Here is a 19266-nt window from a genome sequence, read left to right as displayed (position 1 = left end):
CATGAGCGCTTCCGCTCCCTCCGGCCCCGTCGTCCTTCTGGGCTGCGGCCGGCTGGGGTCGGCGATCGTCGAGGGCTGGCTGAAGACGGGCGCGGTCGCGCCCTCCGACCTGATCATTCTCACACCGTCAGACAAGCCGGCCGCCGAGGCCGCGAAGGCGCGCGGCGCGAAGGTCAATCCGCCGATGGATCAGCTGGGGTCCGCGCGGGCCCTCGTGCTGGCGGTCAAACCCGCCATGTGGCGAGCCGCCCTCGGGCCGCTGGTCGCTCATCTGGGCGGGCGGACGCGGCTGGTGTCCGTGATGGCGGGCGTCCCGGCGGCGGATATCGCCCAGGCCACAGGACGGCCTGTGGCGCGGGTCATGCCGACGACGGCGGTGGCCCAGGGGCGCGGCGTCGCCGCCCTGTGGTCGTCTGATTCAGAGGCGTACGAGGTCGCCCGAAGCCTGTTCGCGCCCATGGCCGATGTGGTCCAGCTGGAGTCCGAACCCCTGATCGATGCGGCGACCGCGGTGGCGGGCTCGGCTCCGGCCTTCATCTACGCCTTTGTCCAGGCGCTGGCCGCAGCGGGGGAGGCGGAAGGCCTGTCGGCCGAAGCGGCGCAACGGCTGGCCCGCGGCGCCCTGCGTTCGGCGGGGGCCGGGGTCGAGACCGGGGGGACGCTGGACGCGCTGATCGCCCGCATCGCCTCGCCCGGCGGCACCACGCGCGCCGGTCTGGACGCCATGGCGACCGGCGGCGATCTGGAGCGGGCCGCGGCCGCGGCCGTCAGGGCCGCCGTGCAACGGGCGCGGTCCCTCTAGCGGGTCACGTAGCGGCCGTCGGCGAGATTGTTGGCCAGACGGCTGTAGGCGCGATCCGCATCCTGCCAGGTGTTGAAGCCGTGCACTTCGGCGATGCTCGTCGAATACCAGTCGTAGCTGACCGGATGGATCAGGCCGTCGGCCGTCGTCACATGACCCGAGATGGTCGCGCCGCCGATCGAGACGCTGCGGATACCGTCCAGTCCGGGGCGGTCGGTCATCTGCTGCATGGTCGGTCGGTTGGGCTTCAGATCCGTCAGCGTCAGGTTGATCTCGGCGCCGTCGAGGGCGCCGCGCCGCGCCAGGGTCCGGCGCACGACATCGGCGAGGCGCGCGACCTGTTCCTGAACGTCACGTTCGCCGAGTTCGTCGGCGCTCTCGATCACATCCGGACCGAGGGTGACGTTGACGGAGGCCGGATCGGCCACGGCCGGCGTGACCGCGACGGCCAGAACGGCGGCGAGTGGTGCGAAGAAGGCGAGTTTACGCATGAACGTTCTCCAGGGCCCTGTCGGGATCGAGGATGCGCCCTGCGGCCCCGCTTCGCCAGAGGGGACGCCGAATGTGATCAGCCCGGCAGGCGGATCAGGGCCCGAAGGCCGCCCATATCGCTGCGCTCCAGGGTGATGTCGCCGCCGTGACCGCGCGCCACGTCGCGGGCGATGGCCAGCCCCAGACCCACGCCCTTGCGGTTCTGGTTGCGCGAGGCGTCGAGGCGCGAGAACGGCCGGAAGGCCTCGTCGTGCATGTCCTCGGGGATGCCCGGGCCGTCGTCCTCGACGGCGATCTCCAGTCCGCCGGAGGGCAGGGCGCGGGCGCTGAGCCGGACGTGCTCGCCGTGAGCCGCCGCATTGCCCGCCAGATTGGCCACGGCGCGTTTGAAGGCGAGGGGGCGGAGCGAGGCCGTCAGCCCCTCGGGCACGGCGACCTCGACCTCGGCGCCGGCGCGACGGGCGTCCTCGCCGGCGGCGCCCAGCAACGCGGTCAGGGAGACGGGCTGCGCCGCCTCTCCGGCCTCGCCGCGGGCGAAGGCGAGGTATTCGTCGATCATATGCTCCATCTCGTCGAGATCGCCCTGCATGGCGGCGGCGCGCTTGAAGGGCGGGGCGAGGGCCAGTTCCAGACGCAGGCGGGTCAGGGGCGTGCGCAGGTCGTGGCTGACCGAGGCCAGCAGGGCGGTGCGCTGGTCAATGTGACGCTGGATGCGCTCGCGCATGGCCAGGAAGGCGACGGCGGCGGCGCGGACCTCGCGCGCTCCGTGGGGCTTGAACCGCTCCTGGGTCTCGCCCCGGCCGAAGGCTTCGGCGGCCGCCGCCAGGCGTTCGATGGCGCGGACCTGGTTGCGGATGAACAGGATGGCGACGCCCATCAGCAGGACGGTTGCGATGAGCAGCCACAGCACGAAGATGTGGGCCTGGGTGGCGACGGCGCGCTCGCGCGGGGCGATGATGCGCAGCACGCCCTGCGGCTGCTGCACCCGGATGTCGACATAGGCGGGGTAGCGGGTGGTGTCGAACCAGAAGGGCTGGTCCAGCCGGGCGGCCAGCGCCTTCTCCAGCGTGCGGTCGACGACGCCCACCGGGCCGCGCCGATGCTCGTCGGGCAGGGTCGCGCCGTCCTGCAGGGCGATGGACAGCGACATGGCGCGCTGGGCCCGTTCGGAGATGACCGCCATGTTCTGCGGCGTGGGATCGTCGCGCCAGCTTTCGGCCGCCCAGGCGATGTCGCCGGCCAGGCCGTCGGACAGGCGGGCGGTGACCGTCTGCCAGTGCATGTCGAAGAAGGCCCAGGTGACGGCCACCTGCATGACCAGCACCGGCAGGACGATGATCAGCAGCGACCGGCCCCACAGCGAGGTCGGCAGACGCCGCTTCAGGAATCGCGGCCAGAGGCTGGCGGGAAGCAGCCTCATGTCGCGGTCAGTCCGGGGCCAGCATATAGCCGACGCCGCGCACGGTCTGGAGGTAGCGCGGGTTCTTGGGGTCCGCCTCCAGCTTGCGGCGCAGGCGGGTGACCTGGACGTCGACGGCGCGGCCGGTGATGTCGGCGGTGTCGGGCGACAGGCTCATGCGTTCGACCGCCGAATGGGCGTGGATGGCGAGGGTCTTCAGCAACTGGGCCTCGGCCTCGGTCAGGCGCTGGGGTTTGCCGTCCCGGGACAGCTCCAGCCGCTCCATGTCGAACACCGCCGGCCCGAGCTTGATCTCGCGCGGGGTCAGGGGCTTGCCGCCGGTGCGGCGCAGGATGGCGTCGACGCGCAGGGCCAGCTCCCGCGGGTCGAACGGCTTGGACATATAGTCGTCGGCGCCGCGCGACAGGCCCTCGATCCGGTCGTCGGGATCGCCGCGCGCGGTCAGCAGCAGGACGGGCGTCTTCGAGGTCTCGGCCTTGGACCGCACCCAGGTGGTGAGGTCGAAGCCGCTCTCGCCCGGCATCATCACGTCCAGCACCACGAGGTCGAACTCGATCAGCTCCATCATCCGCTTCGCCGCCGCCGCGTGGGCGGCGCCGGTGACGCGGTAGCCCTCGCGGGCGAGGAATTCCTTCAGCAGCTCGCGGATGCGGTCGTCGTCATCCACGACCAGCAGGTGGCGGCCGGCGCCGGGGCCGGCGATCGGGCCGGAGCGGCCATTGGAACGCACGTCGCTCATGCGGATGCGACCCCGGCGGTGGTCCAGGCGTTGACCTGAGCGGTTCGGGGGGCTCTAACCCGGTGATCTTCGCGGGAGACGTTATTCAATGGCCTTCGTTCCTTTCGACGATCGTGACGGCTGGATCTGGATGGACGGCGATTTCGTGCCCTGGCGGGAAGCGAAAACGCACGTTTTGACCCATGCCCTCCACTACGGCTCGTCGGTGTTCGAGGGGGAGCGTATGTATGGCGGCGAAATCTTCAAGCTGACCCCGCATAGCGAACGCCTGAAGCGTTCTGCAAACCTGCTGGATTTCGACCTTCCGTACAGCGTGGCCGAGATCGACGCCGCCTGCAAGGCGACCTGCGAGAAGATGGGGCTGTCCGACTGCTATGTCCGCCCGGTCGCCTATCGCGGACCGGAACAGGTCAGCGTCTCGACCCTGCACAACAAGACCCACGTCGCCATCGCCGTCTGGGAATGGCCGAGCTATTTCGACGCCGAGACCAAGGCGAAGGGCATCCGCATGGAGTGGGCCAAATGGCGCCGCCCCGACCCGATGACCGCCCCGTCGGCGGCCAAGGCGGCGGGCCTGTACATGATCTGCACCATGTCCAAGACGGCGGCCGAGAAGCGCGGCTACGCCGACGCCATGATGCTGGACTGGCGCGGCTATGTCGCCGAGGCGACGGGGGCCAATGTCTTCTTCGTCCAGGACGGCGTGCTGCACACCCCGCCGGTCGACGCCATCCTGGACGGCATCACCCGTCAGACCATCATCGAGATGGCCAAGGCCAAGGGGATCGAGGTGGTCGTGCGCCACATCCGGCCCGAGGAGCTGGCGACCTTCACCGAATGCTTCGTCACCGGCACCGCGGCCGAGGTGACGCCGGTGAGCGAGATCGGCGAATACCGCTTCACCCCCGCCGCCCTCAGCCTGGGCCTGATGGAAGACTACGGCCGGCTGGTGCGGCGGCTCTAGTCCTCGCCACCGCCCGTTTCGGCCTCCCGCGTCCGCTTCGCCGCCAACCGCTCAGCGCGGATGCGTCGACGCCAGCGCAGACCCAGCCAGGCCAGCGGGACGACCAGGATCAGCAGCGGCAAGACCCCGGCCAGGAACAGGATCAGGGCCCCGACCACGCTCATGAAGACAGCCAGGGCGCTGTCGAGGGCGTCGGTCACGGGACGGAAGGCGCTGTCGGGCGCCAGCTGGCCCTCGGCGGTGTAGCTGATGATCAGGCGCGAGGTCGCCACGCGGGTGCGCATCACCTCAAGCGTCGAGCGGCTGGCGTCTAATTCACCCTGCACACGCGCCAGTTCACGCTCGGTCGCCAGCAACTGTTCCAGCGGGGCGCTTCGGGTGGCGAGAAGCTGTTCCAGCCGGTCGCGCAGGGTCGTCAGCGCCCGCAGCCGGGCCTCGGTGTCGACGAGCGCGCGGGTCAGGTCTTCGCTGTCCGTCGCGGCCATGGCCACCCGGCCGCCGGCGGCCTCGGCGTCGCCCGCCAGACGCGCCCGGAAGGTTGTGATGAAGCCGGGGGTGGCGCGAATCTCGAGCTGCGCTGTCAGCTGGTCTCGGCCGTAGCGGTTGGATTCCGACCCGATGACCTGACAGACGGCTGGCCCGGCGGCTACGCAGGCCTGCTCGTGTCGGCTCATCAACGCGGGCGCGCGGTCGACCGGCAGCTCCAGTCCATAGCGATAGACATAGGCGATGCTGGCGGCCTGAACGGCCGCGGGGGGAGGTGAAGCGTTTGCGGACGCGGTCGCGGCAGCCGCGGGCGGCCGGGCCGCCATGGGGGCGGCGGGAGCCGCGTCAGCCGCCGCCGCAGCCTCGCTCGGAACGGCAAGCTCCATATCGACGGACTGGTTGCTGTTGGCCACCTCATGGCCAGCCTGACCGCAGCCCGCCGTCGCGGCCGTCAGAGCCAGGCCAGCGACGGTCATCAGTCTCGTGCGCATCTCGCGTCTCCCGCTCCGTGCTGATCACGGCAGCGTGAGTGCGCGCCCCGTTCGCGGCGGAAGCTTGACCACATCGCAGCCAGACAGCGGCTTGCCAGACGCGGCCGCCTGGCGTTCAACAGGGCCGGGTCGGCGGGGAGTCGGCGGGGATTGTCGTCCATGTTCAGCCTGCTGAATCTCCAGAGCCTGCTCGGGCTCGTCGTCATCGTCGCGGCGTGCTGGGCCCTGTCCGAGAACCGGCGGGCGTTTCCGTGGCGGCTGACGCTGGGGGCGGTGGCGGTGCAGGCGGCGCTGGTGCTGGCGCTGTTCGCCATCCCGGGCTCGCAGAATGTGCTGGCGGCGGTCACCGGCGCGGTCGACGGCCTGAACGCGGCGACGCAGCGGGGCACGCAGTTCGTGTTCGGCTATCTGGCCGGGGGCGATCAGCCCTATGCGGTGACCAACCAGCCCGCCCTGTTCACCTTCGCCTTCCAGGTCCTGCCGCTGATCCTGGTGATCTCGGCCCTGTCGGCCCTGCTGTGGCACTGGAAGATCCTGAAGTGGATCACCCACGGCTTCGGCTTCCTGTTCCAGCGCACCATGGGGCTGGGCGGCGCCTCGGCGCTGGCGGTGGCGGCCAACATCTTCCTCGGCATGATCGAGAGCCCGATCGTGATCCGGGCTTATCTGGACAAGCTGACCCGGTCCGAACTGTTCCTGATGATGGTGGTCGGGCTGGCGACGGTCGCGGGCTCGACCATGGTGGCCTACGCCTCCATCCTGGGGCCCGTGATGTCGAACGCGGCGGGCCATGTGCTGGTGGCCTCGATCGTGTCCGCGCCGGCGGGCGTGCTGCTGGCCCGGATCATGATCCCGGAGACGCCGGGACAGGGGGGCGCGGTCGCCGACTACAACTCCGCCCTCAAATACGACAGCGCCATCGACGCCATCGTCAAGGGCACGGCGGACGGGCTGATGGTGGTGCTGAACATCTCGGCGGTGCTGATCGTGTTCGTGGCCCTGGTGGCCCTGGTCAACATCATGCTGAGCGGCTTCTGGCTGTTCGACGGCCCGGTGACGGTCGAACGGCTGCTGGGCTGGCTGTTCATGCCGGTGGCCTGGCTGACCGGCGTGGAGTGGTCCGAGGCGGGCAAGGCGGGCTGGCTGCTGGGGGTCAAGCTGACCCTGACCGAATTCGTCGCCTTCATCGAGCTGGGCAAGGTCCCGGCCGGCGAGATGAGCGAACGGACGCGGATGCTGATGACCTACGCCCTGTGCGGCTTCGCCAATATCGGCTCGGTCGGCATCACCGTGACGGGCCTCAGCGTGCTGATGCCCGAGCGGCGCGAAGAGGTGCTGGGCCTGGTGTGGAAGGGGCTGTTCGCCGGCTTCCTCGCCACATTGATGACGGCCGCGGTTGTGGGCGCGATGCCCGCCGCCATATTCCGCTGACGCCGGAGACCAGACGCATGAAGCTCTATACCTCGCACCGCGCCCCCAATCCCCGCCGGGTGCGCTGGGTCATGGCCGAGAAGGGCATCGAGGACGTCGAGCTGGTCGAGATCGACATCATGGTCGGCGAGCACAAGACGCCCGAATACCGGTCGCGCGTGGGCGTGCCCCATGTGCCCGCGCTGGAGCTGGACGACGGGACCGTGATTTCGGAATCCATCGCCATCGGCCGCTATCTGGAGGCCCTGTATCCCGAGCCCAACCTGTTCGGCGTCGATGCGCGGGAACAGGCGGTGATCGAGATGTGGACCCGCCGGTGCGAATTCTATCTGGCCAATCCGATCATGCTGACCGTCCGCCATTCCCATCCGGCCCTGGCCGCGCTGGAGGCGGCGCAGATGCCCCAGCTGGCCGACTACAACCGGGCGGCGGCCGAGAAATTCATGAAGACCCTGGACCGTCGTCTGGCGGACCACGAGTTCCTCGCCGAGGACCGGTTCACCATCGCCGACATCGTCGCCGTGGTCGGCCTGGATTTCGCCCGGCTGATCAAATACCGGCCGCCGGAGGAACTGACCCATCTGGCGCGGTGGCTGGCGACTTGCCACGCGAGACCGGCCGCGAAGGCGGGCGCCTAGAGAATTCGGCAGGCGTTCAGCCGGCAGGGGCGGCGGGAAGAGGTTCATCACAAAGGACACAAAGGAGGCCACGAAGAACACGACGGGACCGAGGGACCTTTCGGGCCGGTGTTCACGGTCGCAGGGGATGAGATTGCGGCTTCGCCGCATAACCCGACACCTCTCACGCCGTCTGCGTTCGAATCTTTCATCCTCTCAGGACCCGTTGTGCCCTTTGTGGCCTCCTTTGTGTCCTTTGTGATGAACCAGCTCTCGCGGGGCAAGAGAGCGAACTCACCGATCGACCCCTAGTCCTGATGCTCGACGACGTGCCGTCCGCGCACCATGCGGACGAAGGGCAGGGGGCGGGCGGGATGCGCCAGCCGCTCCGACACCTCGCCCAGGACGAAGCGGGTGATGGCGGGCAGGTCGACGGCCCGGGCCTGTTCCAGCGGGAGCCAGGCGATCTCGTCGAGTTCGCCCGAGCCGGCGGTGGGTTCGGGGTGAAGCAGGGCCCTGGCGTCGGCCATGAAGAAGCGGGCGTCGAAGCGGCGGCTGCGGCCCGGCGGGGTGATGGCGCGGGCGACGTAGGACAGGGCGGCGAGGTCGGGCAGGGCGCCGATGGCGCGGAACTCTCGCCACGGGCCGGCGACCGAGGCGACGGGCGCGGGCTCGGCCAGCAGCAGGCCGACCTCCTCGAAGGTCTCGCGCACGGCGGTCAGGGCCAGGGCGCGGGCGCGGCGGGCCGCCATCTCGCGGGTCAGGCGGGCCATCTCGACGCCCGGCAGGTGGGTGGCCGAGGCCGCCGCGAAGTCGGAGCGGTCGATGCGGCCGCCGGGAAACACCCATTTGGCCGCCATGAAGACATGGCCGGGGGCGCGGCGGCCCATCAGCACCTCGGGCGCGCCCTTGCGGACCCGGGTCAGGATCAGGGTGGCGGCGTCCTTCGGCGTCTGGCGGCCGCCGGTGCGCGGGGCGTCTGACAGATCCTGGGCGGCGTCAAAGATTTCTGGTGTTCGCACCGGGGCGGCATAGCATGACCTTCGGGCCCGGTCGTCAGCGGGGGATGCGAACGATGAAACAGACCGTCGGACCCCGGAAGGGCGACGCCCTGACGATCGCCGCGATCGCGGTCCTGGCCGCGCTGACCGTGACCGTCAGCCATGAGGCCATTGGCCATGGCGGGGTCTGTCTGGCGATCGGCGGGCAGGTGACGCTGCTGACCTCGTCCCTGTTCCGGTGCGACACGCCATCGGACCTGATCGACCTCGGCGGCCCGCTGTTCAATCTGGTCGTCGGGCTGGCGGCCTTTCTGACCAGCGGCATCGTCGGCTCCCGACGGCCTGGCCTGAAGTTGTTCCTGATCCTGGTCGCCGCCTTCGTCGCCTTCTGGGAGGGTGGTTATCTGATGAAGGCCATGCTGCTGGCGGAGGGCGATCTCTACTTCGCCTGGAGCTATCTGGTCGGCCCGCCGAGTATGCTGGTCCGCGGCGTGGGGGCAGCCGCGGGACTGGCGCTCTGGCTGGCGGCCGTGGTCTTCGCCAATCGGAGCCTGTCGTCGCTGGCGGGCGCCGAGGGGGCGCGCCGGCTGGGGCGGATCGCCTGGCTCGCGGCTACGGCGGCGACCGCCGCCGCCGCCCTGTTCTATCGCGGAGGCCCGGGGCCGAATCTGAGGGATGCCTTCCTCGAGATCGGCGCGGCCTCGCTGCCGCTGCTGATGATCCGCGGTCGGGCCGTCGACGATGCGACGTATGCTCCGATCGGCCGGCGTCGGGGCGTGGTCCTGCTGGCGGCCGTGGTCTGGGTCGCCTTCGCCCTGACCCAGGGGCGCGGGCTGGGCGGCTAGCGCCGCTTGCCCTTGCGCACGCCTTTCAGCCCGCCGGAGGGCCGGCCGCCCTTGGGCGGCTTGGGTCCGCCCGGACGCTTGTCGCCGCGCTTGGGGAAGTCGCCGCCGCCGGGACCGCGACCGCGCACGCCCAGACGGGCGGCGGGCGCATTGGGATCGCGGGCGGCGGGCTCGGACAGCATTTCGAAGACCAGACCGCCGGTGATGGGCGTGGCCTCCTTCAGCCGGACCTCGACCGTGCGGCCCAGGGTCCAGCGCTGGCCGGAGCGTTCGCCGATCAGGGCGTGCTGCTTCTCGTCGTGGTGGAAATATTCGCCGCCCAGCGACGAGACGGGCACCAGACCGTCGGCGCCGGTTTCGTGCAGCCGGACGAACAGGCCGAAGCGGGTCACGCCGGTGATGCGGCCGGGGAAGGTCGCCCCCACGCGCTCCTGCAGGAAGGCGGCCATGTAGCGGTCCATGGCGGCGCGCTCGGCGGCCATGGAGCGGCGCTCGGTCATGGTGACCTGTTCGGCGATGGCAGGCAGTTCGACGACCTCGCGGTCGGTCAGCCCGTCATGGTTCCCCTTTGGGCCCAGCCCCAGCGCCCGGATCAGGCCGCGATGGACGATCAGGTCCGAATAGCGCCGGATCGGCGAGGTGAAGTGGGCGTAGCGATCGAGGTTCAGGCCGAAGTGGCCGACGTTCTCGGCCGAATAGATGGCCTGCATCTGGCTGCGCAGGACCACTTCGTTGACGACCTCGGCGTGGTCCCCCCCGCGCGTCTCGTCCAGCAGCTTGTTGAACCGTTTGGTCGTGGCCGGCTCGCCCTTGGTCCACGGCTTGCCGATGGTGTGGAGGAAGTCGGCCAGGTTGAACAGCTTCTCCTGGCTGGGGGCGTCATGGACGCGGTACAGCAGGGGCGTCTTCTTCTGCTCCAGGGTTTCGGCGGCGCAGACGTTGGCCTGGATCATCATCTCCTCGATCAGCCTGTGGGCCTCGAGGCTGACGCGGGGCTCGATCGAGATGATCTGGCCCTGGTCGTTCATGCGGATGCGCCGCTCGGGGCTTTCGATGGCCAGCGGGCTGCGCTTCATCCGGCCCTTGAGCATGGTCCGGTAGGCGTTCCACAGCGGATAGAGGATGGCCTCCATGATCGGGCCGGTGGTGTCGTCGGTCTGGCCGTCGATGGCCGACTGGGCCTGTTCGTAGCTGAGCTTGGCCTGCGACCGCATCAGGCCGCGGACGAACTTGTGTCCCGTCTTCCGGCCGTCCCGGTCGAAGACCATGCGCACGGCCATGCAGGCGCGGTTCTCGCCCTGCTTGAGACTGCACAGGCCGTTCGACAGCCGCTCGGGCAGCATCGGCTCGACGCGGTCGGGGAAGTAGGTGGAGTTGCCCTTCTCGCGCGCCTCCCGGTCGAGGTTGGTGTTGGGCCGGACGTAGGCGGCGACGTCGGCGATGGCGACCCAGACGACCCAGCCGTCGGCGTTCTTCGGGTCCTCGTCGCGCATCGCATAGACGGCGTCGTCGTGGTCGCGGGCGTCGGCGGGGTCGATGGTGATAAGGGGCAGGTCGCGCAGGTCCTCGCGGCCCTTCAGCGAGGGCAGCTCCTGATCCTCGGCCTCCTTCTCGACGGCCTCGGAGAAGCCCATCGGCACGTTGTGGGCGGCGATGGCGATCAGGGAGGCGGCGCGGGCGTCCCCCTCATGGCCGATCTTCTCGAGGATCTTGCCGCGTTTGGGGCCGTAGCGCTGGTCGCCCTTTTCGATGGCGGCCAGCACGAGGTCGCCGTCGCGCAGGCCCTCGGCCTGGGCGTGGGGGACGATCAGAACGTCCTTCGACTTGCGGTCGACGGGTTCGACCCGGACCTCCTTGTTGGACTTGCGGATGACGCCCAGCACCTTGTTGGCGCCGGCGTCGAGCTTCTTGATCAGCCGCGCTTCCCAGCCGTCCTCGCCGCGGGCGAATTTGACCAGGACCCGGTCGCCCATGCCGGGGGCGGGGCCGGTCTTGCCGCCGTTGTCGGGGACCAGCAGCGCGCGCGGGGCGTCCGCCGAGGCCTCGACCAGACGGACGTAGAGTTCGCCGTCGAGGTCGCGCTCGACCACGTCGGCGACGCCGACGGGGGGCAGGGCGCCGACCTCCGACAAGCCCTTGCGGCCGCGTTTGCCCAACTTTCCGGCGTCCTCAAGGGCGCGGATCATTTCGCGCAGGGCGCGGCGCTCGCCGCCCTTCAGGCCGAAGTGGCGGGCGATATCGGTTTTTTCGGCTGTTCCGGCTTCGCGGAGGAAGGCGATCAGCGTGGCTTCGTCGGGGAGTCCGGCGACGGGCCGGCGGGGTGATTTGCTCATTTGTATCCTTGATACCGCACGAAGGGCCTCTTCGGAGGCGAAATCTTGCGCGGCTTGTGATGGGCAGGGGCTGCGCCTAGCTTCCGGCGCGAACCTTCTGGAGTGATTGAATGTCGTTGGCCGCCAAGCCCGTCCTGTCCGGTCCGACCGGCTCGTTGCTGGACCTGATCGGCAAGACGCCGATGGTGGAGGTGACGAAGATCGACACCGGACCCTGCCGTCTGTTCCTCAAGCTGGAAGCCCAGAACCCGGGCGGGTCGATCAAGGACCGCATCGCCCTGTCGATGATCGCGGCGGCGGAGGCGGAGGGGTTTCTGAAACCCGGCGGGACCATCGTCGAGGCGACGGCCGGCAACACCGGTCTGGCGCTGACCCTGGTGGGTCAGGCCAAGGGCTATAAGGTGCTGCTGGTCATTCCGGACAAGATGTCCAAGGAAAAGATCCAGCATCTCAGGGCCATGGGCGCCGATGTTCGCCTGACGCGTTCGGACGTGCCGCACGGGCATCCCGAATACTACACCGACATGGCCGAGCGGCTGGCGCAGCAGATCCCGGGCGGCTTCTACGTCAACCAGTTCGCCAATGACGCCAACTCCCTGGCCCATTTCCAGACCACCGGGCCGGAGATCTGGGAGCAGATGGGCGGCGACATCGACGCCTTCGCGGCCGGCATCGGCTCGGGCGGCACCATCACCGGCATCGCCCAGTATCTGAAGAGCGTGGGATCGAAGGCCGAGATCCTCCTCGCCGATCCGGTCGGCTCGACCCTGGCCGGGATCGTAAATGAGGGCGTGCCGGGACCGGAGGGCAGCTATACGGTCGAAGGCATCGGCCAGAATTTCGTGCCCGACACCGCGAAGATGGAGCTGATCGACAAGGCCTATTCCATTCCCGACGCCGAGGCGATCGCCACCGTGCGGGAGCTGCTGCTCAAGGAGGGCATTCTGGCCGGCTCGTCGTCAGGCACCCTGATCGCGACGGCCCTGCGCTGGTGCCGCGAACAGACCGAGCCGAAGCGGGTCGTGACCTTCGTCTGCGACACCGGGGCCAAATATCTGTCCAAGGTCTACAATGACGCCTGGCTGGCCGATCAGGGGCTGGGCGACCAGCCCCTGCACGGCGACCTGTCCGACCTGATCTCGCGCAAATACGAGAAGGGCGACGTGGTCGTCGCGGGTCCGGACGACACCCTGGACACCGCCTTCAAGCGGATGCGCGGCGCCGACGTCTCACAGCTGCCGATCATCCAGGACGGCCGGCTGGTCGGGATTCTGGACGAGAGCGACATCGTGCATGTGATGAACACCGACGAGATCACGCGCCAGGAACGGTTCAAAAAGCCCGTCGGCACGGTGATGACCCGCGACCTCGACACGGTGCAGGTCGGGGAGAGCCTGGACGCCCTGATCCCGCTGTTCGACCGGGATCGCGTGGCGATCGTGCTGGACGGCGAGCGGTTCGTGGGTCTGATCACCCGGACAGATCTGATCAATCACCTGAGCCTGAACCGCTAGGTCGCTTCGCCAAACTGACGCGCTCGTGGCGCCGGCGCGTTCATAGTGTGGCGGATTCGTGGCGAATCGTCTGGACGGCGGCGAATTTGTAGGACTGACTGAGGGCCGGACTTCCTTTGCAGTCGAGACGATCGATGACACGCCTGCCGACCCTTGGCCTCGCCGCCGCCAGCCTGCTTTTGCTCGCCGCGCCCGCCTCCGCCCATACTCCGCCGCAAGCCGCACCCGCGGCGCCGTCCGCGACGGGGTGCCCGGAGGATGTGCGCCAGAATGCGACGCGCGAGTTGATCGAATTCACCAGTGACGGCCACGCCATCCACGCCCTCATCTACAAGCCGCGCTACCATAACGGAGCCGCCGTCGTGCTGCTGCCCGGCGCACTGGGGTTCGGGGGCGATGCCCAACGCTTTGACCCTCACGCCATCCAGCTGGCGTCGCGCGGCTATGTCGTGCTGGTCGCGAACTATTTTGACGCCCGCCCCTTCCGTGCGCGACGGACGGGCGTGGACATGGCCGCCTGGGCCCGGGTCGGGGCGGACGCGGTGCGCTTCGTCGGAGGCCAGCCGAACGTCGATCCGCGGCGGGTCGCGTTGTGGGGCTATTCCTACGGCGGCTTCCTGGCCACCGACGGCTCAGTGGTTCCGGACGCCCCCGCGGCTGTCGCCATCGGTCTGGAAACCGGCACGGATATCTGGAGCGAGCCCTCGCGCGGGCGGCGCGAAATGCCGGTGCTGTTGATGCACGGGCGCGCCGATACGGCGGTCAGCCCCAGCTCGATGCGCAGCCTGGCGGCCAACCTCCGCCTGCGAGGCGCGACCGTCGACATTCAGATGCTGGATTCCGGCCAGCACGACCTGAATCCCGCGGCCTGGTGCGAGGCGTTCCGGCTGACGCGAGGCTTCCTGGACGCGAACCTGCTGGTCGAGGGCGCGCCGCCGGTCCCGACGACGCCCGCCGGGTGAGCCGCCCATGCGCCGCCGCGACCGCCTGAACCTGCTCGCCGCGAGCCTGGCCACGGCCACGGTTCTGGGGCTCGCGGGCGGGTCGGCCGCTATAGCGCAGGCCCCGCAAGCCGCTCAGGTCGGCGTTCCCGGTTGCGCGGACGACGTGGCGGTGCGGGCGTCGCGCGAACTGATCACCTTCCGGAGCCGGGGCCGCCCGGTGCGGGCCTACCTCTACACCCCGCGCGGCGAGGTCAACGGAGCGGGAGTCGTGATGCTGCACGGCGGCACGGGGTTCGAGATGAACGCCATCCTGTTCGACGCCCACGCCATCCAGCTGGCGTCGCGGGGCTACCGGGTTATCCTGCCGGCCTATTTCGACGCCGCCGCGCCGGACCCCCGCCGGCGCACGGTCAACGCCCGGGCCTGGCGTGAGACGGCGTTGGACGCGGCCCGGCGCCTGGCCGCCGAGCCCGGGGTCTCTCCCGGCCATGTGGCCCTGTGGGGGTACTCGCGCGGCGCGGGCGTCGCGGTCGATGCGGCTGCGTCGGATGGAAATATCCGTTCCGCGGTGATCGTGGCCGGGGGCGGGCGGGTCGACGAGCCGCTGGGCGGCCGCGACCTGTCGTTTCTCCTGCTCCACGCCCGGAGCGACGAGGCCGTGCCCGTCCGCGCGACCCTGGACCTGGCCGACAGTCTGCGGGCGGCCGGCGCGGCGGTCGAGGTTCAGGCGCTCGACTTCGACGGGCATCAGTATGACCTGCCGGCCTGGTGCTCGGTCATGGCGCTGACGCGGGCCTTCGTCGAGGCGCGGCGCGAGCGGTCCCCGGCGGCCCCCGGCGCTCCGACGGGTTGAACTGTCGGCCCGTCCCGGCCATCTGTTCCTGCCGCCCGAAACGGACGGACACAGTCCCCGCCGCCGGCCTTTCATCCGGCGCATCCGCCGCCCCGCCCAAGGACAGACCATGACCAAGCTGAAGAACAGCCAGGGGTTCTCGACCCGCGCCATCCACGCCGGCCAGCGGCCGGACCCGACCACGGGCGCGGTGATGACGCCGATCTACGCCACCTCGACCTATGCCCAGGAAAGCCCGGGGGTGAACAAGGGCTATGAGTACGCCCGGGGCAAGAACCCGACGCGCGAGGCGTTCGAGGCCTGTCTGGCCGATCTGGAGGGCGGGACCCACGGGTTCGGCTTCGCCAGCGGCATGGCCGCGACCTCGACGGCGCTGGAGCTGCTGGACGCCGGTTCGCACATCGTCACGGGCGACGACCTGTACGGCGGCTCGTGGCGGCTGTTCGAGCGGGTGCGGCGGCGGTCGATGGGGCTGGACTTCGCCTATGTCGACCTCAGCGATCTGGCGAAGGTCGAGGCCGCCATCACGCCGAAGACGAAACTGATCTGGGCCGAGACGCCGACCAATCCGCTGATGAAGCTGGCCGACATCGAGGGACTGTCGCGGATCGCGAAAGCCCATGGCCTGCTGCTGATCGTCGACAACACCTTCGCCACGCCCTGGAGCCAGCAGCCGCTGAAGCTGGGCGCCGACGTGGTCATGCATTCGGCGACCAAATACCTGAACGGCCACTCGGACATCATCGGCGGGGCGCTGGTGACGGCGAACCCGGACCTGGCGAAGGAGATCAAGTTTCTGCAGAACTCGGTCGGCGGTGTCATGGGGCCGTTCGACGCCTTCCTGGCCAACCGGGGCCTGAAGACCCTGGGCCTGCGCATGAAGGCCCACAACGAGAACGCCATGGCCGTGGCGCGCTGGCTGGAAGACCGGAAAGGGGTGGCGAAGGTCATCTATCCGGGGCTGATCAGCCACCCGCAGCACGCCCTGGCGTCACGCCAGATGAACGGCCAGTACGGCGGCATGGTCACCGTCCTGATCGACGGCGATCTGGAGCGGACCAAACGGGTGCTGGAGCGGGTCCGGGTCTTCACCCTGGCGGAGTCGCTGGGCGGCGTCGAAAGCCTGGTCAATCACCCGGCCATCATGACCCACGCCTCGGTGCCGAAGGAGCTGCGCGAGGCGGGCGGCGTGACCGACAACCTGATCCGGCTGTCGGTCGGCGTGGAGGAGGTCGAGGACCTGATCGCGGATCTGGATCAGGCGCTGGGGTAGTCGCTTCGGAGGCCGGCCCGTCTCGCGGGCCGTCGTCCGGGGCGCGGCCCCACGTCGGATCCTCGGGTCAAGCCCGAGGATGACGGTGGGGGTGGGCGATGGGCTCAGGCGGCCTTGGAGTCCGGCAGGGCGGTCTGGTGGCCGGTGGCGGGGACGACCTTCTTCTTGGCCGGGGCGCGGGGCTTCTTGACGGCGGTGGTCTTGTCGGCGGCGCGTTTCGCGATCTCGGCGTCGATCAGCGGGACCACGTCGGTGGCCGAGGCGATCTGGGTCAGCGAGGCGGTGGTCGAGGCGGACAGGCGCAGGGCGTTCAGGCGCAGGGCCTTCAGGTCCGGGTCGCTCATGGTCGGGATCATGTCGGCAAGCGGGGTCATCGAAGTCTCCTGGATTTGAAAAGCAGTCGGGCCGGCGCCTGTTCGGCGGCCGGCCCTTCCGTCAGCCGGGGATTACCCCCGGCAGGGTCGCTTGTCGGAAACTATTCGGCAGCCTTGAGGCGACCGGCCGATTCCTTGCCCGAACGCGAGTCGCGTTCGACTTCGTAGGAAATCTTCTGATTTTCGTTGAGCGTGCCCAGGTCGGACGTTTCAACGGCCGAGGCGTGGACGAAAACGTCCTTGCCGCCGTCGTCGGGGGCGATGAAACCATAGCCCTTGGTGGAGTTATACCATTTTACAGTGCCGGTAGCCATTTTGAGACCTCCGTTAGGCGTTGACCGCCGGAAGAGGTTCCGGATCGGCCTGTCGGGTCTGAATGGATCGGCTTTGGACCTCGGTGCGCGATGCAAAGGGGCAGCAGCGTTTCGCAAGAGATCGACGTAGCCTCAGATGGGCGCTTTCCGGCCCAATAGCAAGCGCCGTGATTCCGGGCAGGGAGGGCGGAGCCCGCCGGGGCAGGCTCCGCCTCGCTTTCGTCAGTTCGGCATGGAGACGGTGTCGGTGACGTGGATGACGCCGTTCGACTGGAAGACGTCAGCCTGGGTGACCGTGGCGACGCCGCCCGTTTCGTCGGTCAGGATGACGGCGTTTCCGCGCATCGAGGCCGTCAGTACGCCGCCCTCGACGGTGGTCAGACGGGCCTGGCCGCCGTCGGCGCGGATCTGCGCCATCAGGTCCGAGGCGCTGACCCGGCCCGGGACCACGTGATAGGTGAGGATTTTCGTCAGGGTCGCCTTGTTGGCCGGCTGGACGAGGGTGTCGACCGTGCCGGCCGGCAGCTTGGCGAAGGCGGCGTTGGTCGGGGCGAAGACGGTGAAGGGGCCCGGGCCGGACAGGGTGGGGACCAGTCCGGCGGCGGTGACGGCGGCCACCAGGGTGGTGTGGTCGCGCGAGTTGACCGCGTTCTCGACGATGGTCTTCGTCGGATACATGGCGGCGCCGCCGACCATGACCGTGGCCGGGGTGTCGGCGCCGGCGTTCATGGATCCCATGCTGTCCATCGAGGAACAGCCGGCGGCGGCGAGGGCGCCGGCGGCCAGGGCGGCGATCAGAGCGGTGCGGGTGAAGGTCTGTGTCATGGCGTCTCTCCTGAGCGGCCGTCGATACGGCTCGCCCCAGAGACGACGTCGGGCGCCGGACGGATGCCGGACGCGGCATCTGGCCACGCGGCGCATCCGCCGGCCAGGTCGCACCGTAGGCGCGAAACGAAAACGGCGGCGAAGGCTCTCGCCCTCGCCGCCGTCGAAATCATGCATCGGCCGGGGCCGACGCGAGACCTCAGCCTTCGGTCTTCAGCTGGCCAGCCGATTCCTTGCCCGAACGCTTGTCGCGCTCGATTTCGTAGGAAACCTTCTGGTTTTCATCGAGGCCGCGCAGGCCCGCCTGCTCGACGGCCGAGATGTGGACGAACACGTCCTTGCCGCCGTCGTCAGGCTGGATGAAGCCGTAGCCCTTGGTGGAGTTGAACCATTTAACAGTGCCGGTAGCCATTTTCAGGACCTCCGTTAGCGTTGGCCCCAGGGAAGAGCCCCTGCGGCCTGTCGGGTCTGAAAGGAGCGGCTAGACCTCAGTGCGAAAGCAGAGGGTGGCGTTTCGCAGAGAGATCGACAAAACGCTTTTGACCGGTCAGCGCGGCAAAATCAAGTGGTGGGCTGCTCAGTCGCCTCGCCCTCGGGCGTCGGCACATAATGCTCCTGGCACAGCTTGCGCAGGGCGGCGGTCAGGGTCGGGCCGTACAGGGAATCCTGGATGCGCTCGAAGCCCTCGGCCTGAAGCGCGGTCTTGATGTCGCCGACGGTGCGGCAGCCGCCTTCACGCGCCAGCTGGTAGGCGCGTTCGAGGGTCGTGGGACGATGGTTGGTCATCGCCCTTAAATAGGAGCTTCGCCACAGAAAGCGAGGCTTCAGAAAGCGATGCTGATCCCGGCGACCAGGGCGTCGGCGTACTGCTCGCCCGAAACGTCGGCGTCGGTCGCGTGATAGCGGAGCTCGGCTTCCAGATTCCGGCTCAGGGCGTAGGTGAAACCGGCGTTCCAGCCCGTGTAGTCCACACTGTTGTCCTGTTCGCGACGGCCGATGGAGGCGGTCGCTTCCAGCTTTTCGGTGAAGGCCCAGCCGAGGCGGGCTTCATACCAGGTCCAGGCTTTGGTCGAGCCCGTGCCGTCGGGCGAATGCTGCAGGCGGAGCCGGCCGCTGGCGGGGCCGATCGAGCGTTTGACGTCGGCGGTGAACTCCCAGGCGTTGTCGTCCGTACCCGGATCAGCGTCGACCTGCTGCTTGTAAGTCGCGTTCAGGTCCAGATCGAAGCCGGCGACCTCGGGGCGCAGGCCGGCGCCGGCTTCCAGCTCCAGTTCGGAGCCGATCGAGCTCTTGATCGTCTCGAACCCGGTGGCGGCATAGAACAGGCCCGACGCATTCTCCCATTCCGCCTGACCCCAGACGAAGGCCTCGCCGTCGGACTTGGAGGCGTCCTTGGAGCGGTTGTCGGTCGCGGCGCCGAAGGCGAAGGACCAGCTGCCGGCCGCCGGAGCGGCGTCCTGGGCGGCGGCGGAACCGGCGAAAGCCAAGGCGGCGGTCGCCGCAACAGCGACGGTCGTCAGGATGCGGAGCATGATTTGGCCTCGTGTG

The 19266-nt window shown here is 69.3% G+C and carries 21 protein-coding genes; 9 read left to right on the top strand and 12 right to left on the bottom strand.

Annotated features, from left to right (window positions below; genetic code table 11):
- Position 1: 1 nt before the first annotated feature.
- The gene (locus tag WC555_RS06170) at positions 2–802 is read left to right on the top strand and encodes a pyrroline-5-carboxylate reductase family protein (protein ID WP_373252148.1); all 801 of its coding nucleotides are present in this window, start codon (positions 2–4) and stop codon (positions 800–802) included.
- On the opposite strand, the gene WC555_RS06165 is transcribed toward WC555_RS06170, so the two are convergent.
- The 3 genes from WC555_RS06165 to WC555_RS06155 form a co-directional block, all read right to left on the bottom strand.
- Complete coding sequence (locus WC555_RS06165; protein WP_373252146.1) at positions 799–1293, bottom strand: hypothetical protein; 495 nt, start codon at positions 1291–1293, stop codon at positions 799–801. The two genes, WC555_RS06170 and WC555_RS06165, sit on opposite strands and share 4 nt — an antisense overlap.
- Before the next feature lie 77 nt (positions 1294–1370).
- Positions 1371–2714, bottom strand: coding sequence for an ATP-binding protein (locus WC555_RS06160; RefSeq protein WP_373252144.1), 1344 nt, complete (start codon positions 2712–2714; stop codon positions 1371–1373).
- A 7-nt stretch (positions 2715–2721) separates the two neighbouring features.
- Entirely contained in the window at positions 2722–3453 is a 732-nt protein-coding gene (locus WC555_RS06155) for a response regulator (RefSeq protein WP_373252142.1), read from the bottom strand.
- An 88-nt stretch (positions 3454–3541) separates the two neighbouring features.
- Between WC555_RS06155 and WC555_RS06150 the strand changes: the two genes are divergently transcribed.
- The gene (locus tag WC555_RS06150) at positions 3542–4417 is read left to right on the top strand and encodes a branched-chain amino acid aminotransferase (protein WP_373252140.1); all 876 of its coding nucleotides are present in this window, start codon (positions 3542–3544) and stop codon (positions 4415–4417) included.
- Here WC555_RS06150 and WC555_RS06145 read toward each other — a convergent pair.
- The gene (locus WC555_RS06145) at positions 4414–5394 is read right to left on the bottom strand and encodes a DUF4349 domain-containing protein (protein WP_373252138.1); all 981 of its coding nucleotides are present in this window, start codon (positions 5392–5394) and stop codon (positions 4414–4416) included. The genes WC555_RS06150 and WC555_RS06145 overlap by 4 nt on opposite strands.
- Positions 5395–5553: 159 nt before the next feature.
- Here WC555_RS06145 and WC555_RS06140 point away from each other — a divergent pair, with 159 nt between their 5' ends.
- Positions 5554–6825, top strand: coding sequence for a NupC/NupG family nucleoside CNT transporter (locus WC555_RS06140; protein ID WP_373252136.1), 1272 nt, complete (start codon positions 5554–5556; stop codon positions 6823–6825).
- A 17-nt stretch (positions 6826–6842) separates the two neighbouring features.
- The gene (locus WC555_RS06135; RefSeq protein WP_373252134.1) at positions 6843–7463 is read left to right on the top strand and encodes a glutathione S-transferase family protein; all 621 of its coding nucleotides are present in this window, start codon (positions 6843–6845) and stop codon (positions 7461–7463) included.
- Between the two features lie 287 nt (positions 7464–7750).
- On the opposite strand, the gene WC555_RS06130 is transcribed toward WC555_RS06135, so the two are convergent.
- Positions 7751–8464 carry an NUDIX hydrolase gene (locus tag WC555_RS06130; protein WP_373252132.1) on the bottom strand — a complete coding sequence of 238 codons (714 nt, stop codon included), beginning with the start codon at positions 8462–8464 and terminating at the stop codon, positions 7751–7753.
- Between the two features lie 53 nt (positions 8465–8517).
- Here WC555_RS06130 and WC555_RS06125 point away from each other — a divergent pair, with 53 nt between their 5' ends.
- On the top strand, positions 8518–9288 hold the full coding sequence (locus WC555_RS06125) for a hypothetical protein (RefSeq protein ID WP_373252131.1): 771 nt from the start codon (positions 8518–8520) through the stop codon (positions 9286–9288).
- On the opposite strand, the gene rnr is transcribed toward WC555_RS06125, so the two are convergent.
- Positions 9285–11621 (bottom strand): ribonuclease R, encoded by a 2337-nt coding sequence (rnr, locus tag WC555_RS06120; protein WP_373252130.1) that lies wholly within the window; start codon positions 11619–11621, stop codon positions 9285–9287. The two genes, WC555_RS06125 and rnr, sit on opposite strands and share 4 nt — an antisense overlap.
- 110 nt (positions 11622–11731) lie before the next feature.
- Between rnr and WC555_RS06115 the strand changes: the two genes are divergently transcribed.
- The 4 genes from WC555_RS06115 (at position 11732) to WC555_RS06100 (ending at position 16205) form a co-directional block, all read left to right on the top strand.
- Entirely contained in the window at positions 11732–13135 is a 1404-nt protein-coding gene (locus WC555_RS06115) for a pyridoxal-phosphate dependent enzyme (protein WP_373252127.1), read from the top strand.
- Positions 13136–13269: 134 nt separating this feature from the next.
- Entirely contained in the window at positions 13270–14097 is an 828-nt protein-coding gene (locus WC555_RS06110) for an alpha/beta hydrolase family protein (RefSeq protein ID WP_373252125.1), read from the top strand.
- A 7-nt stretch (positions 14098–14104) separates the two neighbouring features.
- Positions 14105–14932: a dienelactone hydrolase family protein gene (locus tag WC555_RS06105; protein ID WP_373252123.1), complete on the top strand. Its 828-nt coding sequence runs from the start codon at positions 14105–14107 to the stop codon at positions 14930–14932.
- Positions 14933–15041: 109 nt separating this feature from the next.
- Positions 15042–16205, top strand: coding sequence for a cystathionine gamma-synthase (locus WC555_RS06100; RefSeq protein WP_373252121.1), 1164 nt, complete (start codon positions 15042–15044; stop codon positions 16203–16205).
- Positions 16206–16309: 104 nt separating this feature from the next.
- Here WC555_RS06100 and WC555_RS06095 read toward each other — a convergent pair whose 3' ends face one another.
- The 6 genes from WC555_RS06095 to WC555_RS06070 all read right to left on the bottom strand — a co-directional run bounded on the left by WC555_RS06095 (position 16310) and on the right by WC555_RS06070 (position 19250).
- Positions 16310–16579, bottom strand: a complete 270-nt coding sequence (locus WC555_RS06095; RefSeq protein WP_373252118.1) for a hypothetical protein — start codon at positions 16577–16579, stop codon at positions 16310–16312.
- A gap of 101 nt (positions 16580–16680) precedes the next feature.
- The gene (locus WC555_RS06090; RefSeq protein ID WP_055828885.1) at positions 16681–16893 is read right to left on the bottom strand and encodes a cold-shock protein; all 213 of its coding nucleotides are present in this window, start codon (positions 16891–16893) and stop codon (positions 16681–16683) included.
- 222 nt (positions 16894–17115) lie between these two features.
- Positions 17116–17718 (bottom strand): fasciclin domain-containing protein, encoded by a 603-nt coding sequence (locus WC555_RS06085; RefSeq protein WP_373252116.1) that lies wholly within the window; start codon positions 17716–17718, stop codon positions 17116–17118.
- A 199-nt stretch (positions 17719–17917) separates the two neighbouring features.
- A complete protein-coding gene (locus tag WC555_RS06080) occupies positions 17918–18130 on the bottom strand; it encodes a cold-shock protein (RefSeq protein ID WP_055828888.1) in 213 nt (70 codons plus the stop codon).
- 149 nt (positions 18131–18279) lie between these two features.
- Positions 18280–18504 carry a hypothetical protein gene (locus WC555_RS06075; RefSeq protein ID WP_373252115.1) on the bottom strand — a complete coding sequence of 75 codons (225 nt, stop codon included), beginning with the start codon at positions 18502–18504 and terminating at the stop codon, positions 18280–18282.
- 38 nt (positions 18505–18542) lie between these two features.
- Positions 18543–19250 carry a TorF family putative porin gene (locus tag WC555_RS06070; protein WP_373252113.1) on the bottom strand — a complete coding sequence of 236 codons (708 nt, stop codon included), beginning with the start codon at positions 19248–19250 and terminating at the stop codon, positions 18543–18545.
- Positions 19251–19266 lie beyond the last annotated feature (16 nt).

Origin of the sequence: Brevundimonas sp. (assembly GCF_041648615.1) — a bacterium.
In the GTDB taxonomy this organism is placed as follows: Bacteria; Pseudomonadota; Alphaproteobacteria; order Caulobacterales; family Caulobacteraceae; genus Brevundimonas.
The sequence above is the reverse complement of the archived record's forward strand: the minus strand, read 5'-3'. Positions and strand labels throughout refer to the sequence as shown.